A 13,424-nucleotide genomic window follows, 5' to 3' on the forward strand; every position below is an offset into this window, starting at 1 on the left:
TTATTTTTTTGGTTTTGGTAATATTTGTTTTGAAGGAGCAATCCCTCCGTTTCCTGAAGCAAAGTTATCAACTTGGTTATGTTCCCAATCTAATCCTTGTTGTCTTTTACCTATATTATCATTAACAACTCTTCCTCCTACATTGGGATCATTATTATACTTCTGTTTCAACTTTTGATTTATTCTTGGCGATTCTCCATTTAAAATTTGTTTCGAAGTTCGTTTTTGGCCACTTATACCATACTCTAAAATTTCCCCCGTAGTTTTATCTAGCATTTCATAACCATGCTGCGCTTTTGTGCTTGCTTTAGAGTTTCCATGTACTATTTTCGCTGCTTTCCTAGCCTCTAAGGATTTATCTAAAGCCTTAGCTCCCTCAATTGCCTTCTCAATTGTCTTAACATGCTTCTTTACTTTTGCAACTTTACCTAAATCTCCGATATAAGGGATCACCCCAAAACCGCTTAGAAGAGCATTGCCCCAATTACCTTGTTCCGCTTCAAGTGTTGCCGCAGCTACGTCTGCAATACCTGTTGGGTCAAATATTCCAACAATATCTAAGGCGGCAATCAGAATATCTTGCCCTGCTAAATTGTAATTACCCCCAAAATCGCCAAGAAGAGAGCCTGCGTTGATATTTACATTTATTAAATCCGTTGCGATGGTAATGGAAGAATTATTCTTGCCTGCAATAACTATATCTTCTCCGTCAGGATCAATATACTTTATCGGATTATTTACGCAGTACGCATAAGCGGATATATTAGGGTAATCTTCAGCCAGTGGATCCACGCTTAACCAAATACTCGTTCTCGGATCATAATACCTCGCCCCGTAGTAGTACAGCCCCGTCTCTTCATCCAACTCTTTGGCATTAAACAGATATGGAGTATTCCATGTGTTGTTGCGTTCTTCAATAAACACCTCACCGAACGGCACATACTCGATATGCTGTACCACTTCGCCGTCCAAATTAGTAATTAAACTCGAACTACCCAAATGATCGGAATGATAATAATACTGGAACAGCTCCGGATTATCATTCGCACCGGCAGCGAAGGACTTGGTCTGCGGCGTATCATCGCAACAGAAACCGCTTCCATTCACATAATCATCATTATCCTTACCATGATACGGTACTTCAAAAGCAGCGTAGCGGTCTTTGATGGTCTGTTGTAGGTTTTGATACTTAGTCTTATAGTCAACTTTCGCACCATCCACATTAGCCCCTGCATATTCGATACGTCTAGGGTCGCTACCATAACTATCCAGATCACCCAACTTACTTACAATCCTTTGTGATCCGATATAGATATGCTTGGTGTACTGCCCGCCTCTGCTGACTACAATGTACGGATTCACATAAGCCGTAAAGTCTGCCGTCTGGGTACTGCCGCCACTGAACAGGGAGTTCACATAAATCTCCTCGCCTTCGCCCGATGTTTTCACCGTACGTTCACCCGCAGCATCGTACCAGTAGTTGCTTACAAAACCGTTGTCGTCGATTGCTTCCAATCGGTTCTCTTCGTCCCAAAGCAGCTTGCGTTCTGTACTCTTAGCATCTTGACTACCATCCTTTTTCTCTCTGGCGGTATTTACATAAACCAGATTTCCATTTGCATCATAGCTGTAAGCATGATCTTTCTTAATAGGGTCTTTTGCATCGGTTCCTTCTGTACGATAGTTATCGTCTTGTATATTGGCTATCTGGTGCGGTTTTTCACTGTTGTAGTTATACGCCAGTTCATAACCGGCTTTCAATACGCCGTCAAACTGGATGCCCTTCTGCTCTACATGCTGTTTCTTACTTGTGATGTTGTGCAGGTTGTCATAAGCCATTTCGAGGGTATAGGAGGCCCCCCTGCCCCCCGAAGGGGTGTTGCCAGCGCCTGTATACGTACCGCTTGCGGAGGTCAGGCGATACAGTCCATCGTAATTATAAGTGTGAGACATCTGTCCGCCCATAGTGAGCCCCCCAGCCCCCGTAGGGGGTGTTGCTGAGTTGACCACGCTTAAAACATTATCTACCTTATCGTAGGTATAACGGTTGTCGAGGATCAGTCCTCCCCCCGCGGGGGAACCAGAGGGGGCCGTTACCGATAAATTGTCCAGCCTTCTTCTTTCTTGATCGTAGCTATAATTGGTTTCCGCACCGTTACAGTACTTCATATAGATGCGTTGTTCGAACTTGTCGTAACCGAGTTTGTTCACATAGTTATACGAATAGGCTTTTTCGCCTTTCACGCTTTCTAGTAAGCCGGCTGTGTTGTATGAGTAGGTGATCCGCTCTTCATCCGGATAGATCATTTCTTCGAGGCGGTTCCAGCTGTCGTACTTCCATTGGGTGACATAGGTGGCGATCGCCTGATTCGGGATGATCAGCGTACGGCGTACTTTGGTCAGTTCGCCCAGCCTGCCATAAAAGAACTCCTGCGCTCCCGAGCCGTCTTCCTGAAGCATCAATCTGCCTACGCGGTTCTCTCTTGCGTTCTTGTTGCCATAGGTGTACTTCACGTTGTTCTCCGGATGGTCGGGATAAGTGATCGCCGACAGACGGCTGTAATCGTAGTCGTAGGTGATGTACTTGTCTTCCTTCTCCAGATTGGCGGTCTGCTTGCTGAGCAGGTTGCTTACGTTGTCGTACACGAAGCTTGTCTTGCCCGATGCCGGATGCACCACCTGTGTCCTTCTGCCTGCCATGTCGTAGGCCGAAACGGTCTCGTTATTGCCGTTGTCGATGGCTTTCAACAGTTGGTTGATGGCATCGAACTCAAAGCGTGTAGTGATCGTACCGTCAGGGCCGGAGTACTGTTCAGTTTTCACAGTCAGTCCCGAGCCGTTGGTAAAGGTCGATTGTTTTCCACCCATCGCATCGGTTACGGTAGTTACCAGTGTCCGGCTGCCGTTATCCTTGCCGTATTCCATCAGCGATTCGCTGCCGTCCGGCAAGGTGGTTTTTACTGCCCTGTCCATAACGTCATACTCAGTCTTAGTAGGAGTAATATTGTCAAAGGCAGGGTTAAATACTGTCTTGCTGCCCATCGCTTCCGATACCGGATAGAATGCTTCTATCACACGTCCGAACGGGTCGAACTTGGCGCGTCCGCTGACGATCATCACTTTTTTATCCACCGGATTGGTTCCGTTGGTAGTTTCGGTGATCACACCGTCTTTCTTCACCTGTACAGCTCGCCCGAACCCGTCTGTGAAGGTTACGGTTTCCAGATCATCGCCCGGATGCTGCGGATCGTAATGCTTGGTTACGGCATAGGCCGGAGCTTTGATGCCGTTGGCATCTTTCGTGACTTGCGGGTAATATTCAAACTTAATAGTATACGGCAGTCCCAACACCTGTTCGTTCGGCCCTGTTATAGTGCTTACGCGCCCCATGTGGTCGATGGTGGTTTCCAACGTGTAGCCATTCATATCGCGGCTGAGCAATGGCATACCGTAGCGGTAGTCGTAGTTCTCCATTTCGGAGCGGTAACCGAAGGCATCTTCCACACGTTCCACATACATATTATAGTCGCGGTCGTAGAGGTATTTGTACCACATGCGCTGCCCTTTGTAGTTGGCTGGCAATGTCTTTTTGGTGATATTACCGAACTTGTCGTATTCGATGTCGATAACGGCTTTGTCGCCTGCTGCATTCAGGATTTGTGTCACCTGTGTCAGGTGGTTGGCGTAGTTCACATCATAAGCCGCCTGTGTACGGCGATATACTACTCCGTCAGAGCCTGTCACCTGTACATTCACCGGCAGCCCGAAGATATGCTTGGCGGTGTTGTGGGTGTACTGTACGGCTGTCATATAGTTGTATGCGCCTGTACCGTTGTTGCCCAGTGTGCCTTTATCGCTGTACTTGTAGTTTTTCAGGTCACCGTAGTTACCATTGAGGTAATACTCATAAAAACTTTCGTTGGCTGTCATGCCGTCTGCCTGTCCTTCGTAAACTACCGATTTGGTATATTTCACAGGGGTAAAGGCAATGGCGCGGTCGGTACAGATGTTATCGTCTGCGGTGAAGCTGTAATTATCAGCCGACGGTGTCAGCTTATAGCTGTAGTATTCGTTTACGCTTTCGGTATATTTATTGCCTGCGGCGTCTTCTACTACTGCGCTGAGCTGGTTGCCTGCGGTGTAGACGCTATTTACATCGTATTGCTGTATGGCTTTACGGTAAACGGTGTTTTCTTCCTCTGCTTCGGTGTCTATATTCATAGTGGTTACTTTGCCGAATCCTAAGAACTCGCGTTCGTGACGTTCATGGCGTCCTTCTTCGTAATCGAACACAGTCTTCATATTGGCACCGTCGTCTTTCAGCCCGTCATTTACTTCTACGGAGCGCATTACCCATTTGCCGCCCGGATGGTCGTAAGTGGCCTGCGAGCGTGTGTAATCGAGGGTAAAGCTACCACCCAGCGGGTTGTTTACCGATTTCAGCTTGTTGGTACGTGCTATGGTAGAACGGTAAACGGTCAGCTTGCCTTCTTCATCGGATGAGACGATCTCAGGGTAGCCGTCGCCGTCTACATCGCGCAGGTCGTACAGAGTGCGGTTGATGCTGTGTCCTGTACTGGCACCCGGATTAAATACGATTCTTATAGGAGGGATTATCGGGATTGGAATACCTGTTGTGAACGAACCGTTAATGGATTCACCCGTAGATGAACTTTTACCCATTGTGGTCAGTCCTTTCCATTCCATTTCAGGAGTAAAGGAATTACCTATATTAAATGAAACATATACTTTGTCTCCCGAAACTCTTACCTTATCGACCAGTCCATCACTATTGACATCGGCCATCGTATAATCGGATTTTGTAAAGCTTGTATTCAGGCCGATACCTCCCGACCAACTGGATGCGGCTATGTCGAAGCCCAGACTCAGGCTCACATCGGTGTTACTGCCTTCCTGTACTTTATCTAAGTCCCAGTTTACAGCTTCTGCAAAGCCATAGCCCAGATTCAGCTGTACTTGCTTATTAGAAAGTATTTTATCCGGTAATCCGTCGCCGTTGACATCCATATATGTTTCTACAACCTTGTCTCCATTATCAGATAATTCGGCTCCCGGTACAAAGTACGCCTGATTCCTGGCTTTATCTAATGCTAACTGGTCTGCATCAGCTGCTTTTCGAGCATCGGCTGCCCCACTCTGTAGACCTGAAAATTGAGGATTGTTATCTGCCATTTTTTTTGTTATCCCAGCCCATGCCGCTGATTGCGCAGCGGCAGCAGTTTTCGCAGATATCGAAGCTGCATGTATCGGATTCCCTCCGGCTCCGACTGCTTTGACAGATGATTCACTACGGTGATAACCTCTGTATTTCAATATCTCCCCATCGAAACCGCCGGATGTATTGGTCAGCTGTGCCTGATTCTTCGATATAATATCGGGATAACCGTCACCATTCATATCGACAAATTCGGTAAGCGTTTCGTCTTCCCCGCTTGCGGTATTGAGTGTTCCTATACTGTAGCTGGTCATTACGGATATACTCGTTGATTTCGATTCTTTGCGGATACCAACAGCCCCACTACCCGGAATACAGTTCCCACTACTATTTCCTGCATTTCCTAAGCCGGATAACGGATTCTCTAGGATAACATCTTTTTGCCCCATACGTGAAGCACTGATGATTTTTCCGTTGACATATACCTGTGGGTCGCTGCCTTGCCAGTAGGTATGGCTAAGTACATCCGGGCTCATCGGCATAAAGACCATTGACTGAGGGTTGATATTCGGATCATCCTCACTTTGTGGTAATGTAAGAAGGTTTTCTTGTATAGGTTGTGTGGCTCTTCCTTCCATCGCATTGTAGGAGAATTGCCCCCAACTGCGATGTAGCGGACCGAAGCGTTGTTCTGCCCATTTGTAGTAGATTGAACTTTGCATTTCAGTACTCACATTCAGAGAATCTTTTATAATAGTCATTACGGATACTACAGGCTTAAAACCGCTCATATCGGTATCGGCGGAGAATAACTCCACCCAGACTTTTTCTGCCGGTAATGATGTAGTAAACGCAGCTCCTTCTGTGATAATACCGTTTGCGACTTTGACCTTGCCTTTATAAATAATTCCGGTCTGTTTCTTTATAGTCAGGGTGAAGTCTCCCTGCGTCTGGCTTATTTGAGCCGGTGTTGCTACTGGGTCGAAAACAAGGCGGGAGGTAACTGCTGCTTTCCCTTTATTTTTTATAGTATGAGCTGTTCCTTGTTTATATATCTGCTCATAGATACCATCGAATAAGACACTGGCTTTAGAACCGGATTCTACGGTAACCCCTCCCGCCGTAGTGGAATAATAAACAACCGGTTTCCATTCTACTTGTTCCCAAGCGATATTGGATGAAGAACTGATAATAAACTGCATTTGGTTCGCAGCTATTGTATTCTCCACAGGAATATTTATTTCACCATTGAAGGTTTCCTGATCAGCAAATACCCTTTGATATACGGTCTGATTATCTCCCAGAATCACTCTTAATGTCAGGCTATCGGAAGTTACCGGTTTTACAAAGGTACTTCTTACAGTATAGGTATCTCTCTCCGGAAGAACTGTAATACCAGAATCGGTAATGATATTGCCTGTTTCGGCCGAGAAGGTCTGAGTGTATCCGTTCGGATCTTCTGTAATAACACTACTATAGCTGACCGACGGCTCCCACTCTACCTTATCATTCTCTCCGTTGGCATCTTCTGTTGTTCCTGCCTGTACACGGAAGTAGATTTTATCATTTTTCTTTACCGTCAGACCGGATATACTTAAATCTTTTGCTGAAAAATCATCAGCAGTAATCGAAAGCGATTTGACCTCCTGCGACTTTAATTGTACGGCAAGCCTTACTCCATCCGATTTGGAGGATAGATCATAACCGCCATTGGGCTCTACCAGTTTAGCTGAGCCGGATACATTCACAACACCATCGTACGGAGCCACCCATACCCTGACAGCATCCTGTAGCGGATTATTGGCTATCAGTTCGGCTTGTTCCTGTGGATCTACTGCCGTATCGGAATCATCTATTATCCCGCCTCCTCTAATAGGACTTGGTGTATCACCACTGCTCAGAGTAAATACAGGAACAAGATTTCCCTGTTCATCTTTTTCTATATGGTTGAAATAGACACTTCCTCCTACAACCAGATCGGGCAGTCCATCCCCGTTAACATCGGTAAAATAACGGCTGACTTTTGTATTAATTGTCCGCTTATCCGTACCGATCATAGCTTTAAAGGCACTCACCTTAGCTCCGAACGAAGTAGTATTAGTATAGGAAGATGAAAACTGAGATGCTCCCCTTATCTCGATGGCTTCGCCAAATTCTCCAAGACTGCTACCCGGCCTGTAATGCATGCCGCCGTCTTGTACAAATACTTTATCGGGAATACCGTCCCCATTTATGTCGATAAGAGTGGATAGCCCGCTGCCTTCTGAATAAGAATAGCTAAAACTGGCTCCACCGGTATTTGTTGTTGATAGTATATCTTTACCCGGACCGACTCCGACATAGAGCGATCCGCCGCTATTCGTACTTTTATTCCCTCCTAATGCGCTTACTTTATCGGAAAAGTCCCCTTTTTGTAAGGAAGCTGATACCGGATTAACAAAGCCCGCATCTATACCGTCATCATGCAGATTCCACTCTTCGGCCTGTGCTTCGAACGGTTTGTAGCCTTCGGTGGACTTTACATCATCGTAATAGTCCATATCATGCGAGGCAAATACTTCACCTTTGGAATCTATATGGTTGATCTTTGTCAGGATGTTAGTATTGAAAGCACCTTGTTTATAGTCAAAAGTATAGCTTCTGAGTGTTTCACCTTCAAAGGCTATTGTTACCTTATCCAATAGTTTGTTGCTTGATGTCAAGAAGCCATATCTGGCTGAATTGGTCTTCTTGTCTTTCTGTGAGGTGCTTGTCAAAGTAACTACCGTATGGGCATTGCTGCCTTTGCTGCCGGCACGCACTTCCGTTAGGTAGATGGCTTTGGCCGTCAAGCTGCCTTTTACGGCTTCGTCTGTTGTTTCATATGCATATTCTATCCAGTCGCCGTGCAGTTCTTCTACGCGGGAAAGCTTCCATTCCACAGCTACTTCCTTGTCGCCGTTCAGTGTTTTGGCTGTGCCTTTTAGTATGGCATCATAAGTGTATTTTGTACCCGATTTGTCGGTTACTTCCCATGTATAATCGGCAGGACTGCTGCCTTTACGGATAATCTTCGAGAAAGAGCCTTCGTTTCGAGGATAGAACTGACGGTCTGCCTTACGGTCTATTTTGTCGCCACGATGGGCTACGGATGGCTGTCCGTTGTCGTCCATTGTCATCAGCATACTGCCGTTAAAGGAGTATGTCTCTGTCTCCTGCTCGTCATTATAGCGTGGTACACCCCAACGGGTATCTACACTAATGCTTGGAGTCGATAAGTCCCAGCCTTCACCTAACCAGCCACTGCCGCCATCACTATTGTACTGTATGCCCAGAGATGGCTGCATGCCGTTACGGGCAGGGGGCATTTCAAAGCTATAGCTCAGCCCTGCCGAGCCGCGATTGTTTGCTGTCGGCGGTGCGATAAGTTGTACTTTAGCCGTAGGGTCTGCCGCTTTGATGTCATTCATCATGGTAGGGGCAAAGCCTTGTGTTTCGGGTGATTCAGGTGTCTGTATCACACCGTTGATCATATCGGTAAAGTGGGTGGTGCGCGATACGATAAGCTGGTTCTTCTTGTCAATGGTATCACGTTCCAACGCTACCCAGTGTTTTGTATCCAGATCAAAGTAATAGGAACGGATATCGTCTTCGGTAAAGCCGTTAGGTATCTTGGTGCGGTCGTATTTGATCGTTACTGTCGCGCCATCGGCAAAATGCTCGCCATGCGGCAGGAAGCGGTAACCTTTATGTTCTGCCGTTACATTATTCATACCCATATCCAATGCGGCTATGTCGACTGAACGCAATGAGGTGATGGTGATATGTTTTGTATCTGACAGCAAGGCACCGGGCTCAACTGACAGCAGGGCTGTGGCTACTTGAAGTTTGTCTTCCTGTCCTTTGCGGAAAGTCTTTTCATTCTGCTCTACATAGGTATTGAGGGCATATTCGATATCGGCGGTTTGCCCTGTAGTAAAAGTGATTTCTTTTGTAATCTCTTTTCCGTTGGCTAGTACGGCTTTTACCGTTACCTTACGGCTGTCGCTTACCGGAACTAGTGCTTCAAAACTCCCGTTACGGATGTTTACTTCTTTGCCGTCTACATAGACAGTGGCTCCTGTTATATCTTTTTGCTGTATAAATCCATGCAGGTAGGCTTTGTTGTTATAACTGGCCTGTGTGGTATTGATAACCAATGCTGATGTATTGGCTGATTTTTCGATCTCGATGGACAGGTTGCTTACTTTATAGCCGTAGTCAGCTCCTTCGGGCAGGCTGAACTGTATGCGGTTAGCTCCTTTTTTCAGCCACGCCGGATCTAGCTGTTGGCGTTGCAGGGTAGTGCCTTCCGATAGTTTGACCAGATAGCCGCCTGTTGCCAGACGGTCGTTGATGCTGACCGGTATGCCTGCAAAATCGGCGACTCCGCTCAGTTCGTAGCTGAGCCAGATTTTTTCGTCGGCTGATAGCGCCTTGTCGATACTTACTGTAAAGATATTATCGGCAGGGTTATCGATCTGTTTGCCGGCATAGCTGCCGATATAGCCTTCTGTCTGTGATGACTGGTATTGCAGGGTACCCGCTGTTTCTTGTATGGGTGTTGTGCTTGCAGCATCCCCCGTATTATTGGGAACAACCTGCTTGCCCTGATCATTTGCCTCTGCAGAAGCTGTTACAGCTACAGGGCTTGCATTTGCAGCCTGGTAGTATGCAACAGCCGGTGTATTGCTATCCTCTGTCTTGTTTATCGCCCATCCGAAGGCGGCAACAACTAACAGGCAAAGCCCGCAAAAGGCGACTGTCCTTATCTGTTTTTTATATTTGGTTAACATATTTTTCTTCTTTTAGTTATTGTACAATGGCTTTCTGTGTATATTCTCCGTTAGCGGTAATGGCTTTGATAATGTAAAGACCATTTCGTCCGACATTCAGCTCGGCTTCCTGCTTAGCTTCGGCCGCTGAAAGGCTGGCTTTGGATATCGGGTTGCCCGACAGGTCGTAAGCAATGAAAGTTACGGCTTCGGCTGTATCCAGTTGCAAGCTGGTCTTGATGGTGTAGGTGCCTGTTTCGCTATGAACAGTGAGCCTGCTATTCTGGTCAGTTATTTCTGTAACCGGTGTAGTTACAGGCTGGGAATCGCAATCGGGACTCAGGGTAATGGTTTGCAGCATACTGTCACCTGATGATTTTTCCAACACCAGATTGTCTGAGGTCAGCCATGTAGCAGTAGTTGCCATGCGGTTGAATTTGAGATTATATATACCTCCGGATATGACTTCGGCCATCGCATAATTATATGCAAGACGGTCTTCTGCCGGCAGGTCTATCGAATAGACTTCCGCATCATTGAGCTTATAGTATATCTTTGTAGCTACACGTTCTACACGAAGACGGTCACCGGGTATAACCTTGCCCAGTGAAGTTTCCATAACTGTATTTTTATGAACACGATATAGTTGTCCATCCCTGACGCAAAGCCCGTAATCTACGACCGCCGCACTTGCTGTATTTATCAGGGTAGCTGATGTTTTCATACCGGCTTTGGCTTCGGTATTTTCAGAAACAGTCCATTCCAGATAGGCATTGGTTACGGAGTTAAAGTAGATGCTGCTGACGGCTTTATTGGCGTAATCCCCGCTTTGTTTCGGGTACAGGTTGAAACCGCCCATTTCGGCAAGAGACAGGTCGTAGGTGCCTGCCGCCAGATTCTTTATGCTGAGGGAGTCTTCGAAGAAGATGCCTTCTTGTTCTTCTTTGGTGTCTTTGTTTATCAGCAGGTAGCTGAAAGCTTTAAAGCCTTGCTTTATTTTCACATTTATCTGTCCGTTTTGTTGTAATACGCCGTCTACACAGCCGGGGTCTTTTTGTGTGGTAACGGCGATCAAGTTGCTCTGGCGGTAACCGAAGGTGAACATGTCTTTTCCGTTACCGTCCTTATCCCAGAAGATATTGTTGAAAATGATTTTATAGCGGGTCTCATCAACTTCATCGGCAGGGATGTATTCTGTCTGGGGTGAGGAGAAGTCACCTGTCCCGCTACGGTCGATAACAAGGTAACTTTTGCCACCCGAACGGTAAGGAAGGAACTCATCCCTTCCGGCTCCCAAGTAGCCCAGTTCGATCTGATTACCTGTATCGGCAAAACCACCGTGACGGATGTCGGTCAGAGCGATATCTTCCTGATTGTACTTATCGATCATGATGCTGCCGTAATAGATTTTTTCTGCATCGGCAGAATCTATCTCTATATCGAAAAGAGGGATCCGGTAATTGTTGAAACGCAGGTACAGGGTATTATTTTCTTTGTGTACTTCTATTTTCTGATTTATAACTACTGTGGCAATGGCGGCTGCCTGTTGTTTGCCTTGTATGATCTTATATACCAGTCCGGCCTGGTTGATGTAATAGCCATAGTCATGGCTTCCTTCTGACGCTTCGGGATTGTTTGTACCGAATTTGATGGTCAACGGACCACGACGTGTGCTACTGATAGTCCATGAGAAATAGCCGTCCTTATCGAGCAACGGTGTTTTGGTGACCAAGGATCCACTCTGATCGGTGGATGTGCCGGCTTTAGTGGCTTTGGTGGTAAAACCTTCGGTATATACTTCAAGGTTTTGTATGTTCCATTCGAGTGTTTTCTCTTGTTCTGTGGCTGGGAGCATATTCGTGTTAAGCAGCCAGTGGCGCGACATAAGTTTGATGCCGTTAACGCCGGATTCTGAAGCAGTCTTAATGGTGCCGTCGTTATCGCCAAACAGAATGTACTGCCCATCTTTGACTGGACTGGCAGGCTGACGTCCTATTACCAGATGACGGTAACGGCTCGGCAGGTTATAGGAGATGTTCAGGTCGTAGGAGTCGTGTGCGGCCAGATCACTGAAGTAGGGGCTTTCTTCGTGAGAGGTGAGTGCTTTTTTCTGATACATGCCACTCAGATCATCACGCCCGTATCCGGTGACGCGGCTATTGTAACCACTGTTTTCATCCAGATCCCAGAGAAGCTGGTTCTGGCTACCGATATAGGACAGGTCGAGGGTAAAGCCGTACTTGATGGCCAGATAGGTCTCGGCTTTGCGCCTTTCCAGCGGGGTTAGGATGCGGTTGTATATAATAAATTCAGGCGTATAGCCCCAGAAGGCGCGGTTGTTAAGGTCAGCGATGTTGTAGGTGGAGTTATTACCGGCTAAGGCTGGGTAATAGATATCGCTGATCTTGATGGTAGACTTTTCTTTTTCGCCCCACAGGGAAGTATTAGGTTGTAATGCCCTGTAATGAGAAACAACACGTAAGGCGCGTTCGCGGAATTTGGTGATATTCGGTTCTACGTCTGTCGATTGGTACAGCAGATCACTACCGGACTCTTTACCGTAGTCGAAGATGGATTTATCACTCTCCTTGGCGTTGAGGACTTTGTCTTTGGTGAAGATATAGCCTTGTCCCGGACGTGTATTCAGGGTATAGAGGTACATGTCCTGATTGAAGTCGCCGTAATCGGGTCCCCAGACTGAGATAATGGTCATCTGGGAAAGGTTCGTCTTGTTGATAAGGAATTGTTTGTTGCCGGCTATCTCACTTAAGTCGATGGCGGGGTTGAAGTTGTAATGTCGCACTGCGGCACGAGCAAGGATATATTCGGTCCCGTAAAGTGGGCCGCGCGCATCGTAGTACCGGAGCTTGGTGGAATCGCCGCTAAAGTCTTTCCAGAGGTAGTAACCGTTCAGGTCTTTACTTTGCGGGGCGGTCTTGAACCAAATCTCGGGAGAGGTTACTCCGCCCGGGGATACGGCTTGGGCTGATATCCCCGTTGTTATGCACAACAGAAATAGGAGCTGAATGAGTCGCTGTTTCATAGGGAATGGTTTTTATTGTTTAAGTTATAGGTTTATGGATATAAATACCTAAGCCATATATTAATTCAGTGATTAACATATGAAAGGAATCCGAAAAAGGATTACTGGTTGCCAGCTGTGAATAGAATAGAATAAAATAATATTTATTTTATGTAGTCGATGCGTATAATGTTATCATAGGCGATACTTTTTAGATGGATTAGATAGATAAATTGGTTTAAAGTTGTCTTTACCTTAGCTTAATTGTGTGAAATGAAAATGAAAATGTAATTTGTCTTTGTTTTATATCGAAGCAAACTTAGATGGTTTATTTACTCCCCGCAAGACTTATTTTTTTCATATGAGTTTTACTTGAAATAAAAAAAATACAATCAGATTATAATCAATCAATTAGTTTGATTCGAAAAATAAA

2 protein-coding genes are annotated in these 13,424 nt (G+C 46.1%); both read right to left on the reverse strand.

Features of this window, described 5'->3' with window-relative positions; genetic code table 11:
* Positions 1-9,990, reverse strand: coding sequence for an RHS repeat-associated core domain-containing protein (locus tag M2448_RS17195; protein ID WP_280647378.1), 9,990 nt, complete (start codon positions 9,988-9,990; stop codon positions 1-3).
* 16 nt (positions 9,991-10,006) lie between these two features.
* A complete protein-coding gene (locus tag M2448_RS17200; protein ID WP_280647379.1) occupies positions 10,007-13,012 on the reverse strand; it encodes a T9SS type A sorting domain-containing protein in 3,006 nt (1,001 codons plus the stop codon).
* Positions 13,013-13,424: the final 412 nt, after the last annotated feature.

The organism is Dysgonomonas sp. PF1-14 (assembly GCF_029892965.1).
Classification (GTDB): Bacteria; Bacteroidota; Bacteroidia; order Bacteroidales; family Dysgonomonadaceae; genus Dysgonomonas.

Coding starts and splice junctions, on each gene's coding strand:
- M2448_RS17195 (WP_280647378.1), bottom strand. CDS start 9,990: ATGTTAACCAAATATAAAAAACAGATAAGGACAGTCGCCTTTTGCGGG.
- M2448_RS17200 (WP_280647379.1), bottom strand. CDS start 13,012: ATGAAACAGCGACTCATTCAGCTCCTATTTCTGTTGTGCATAACAACG.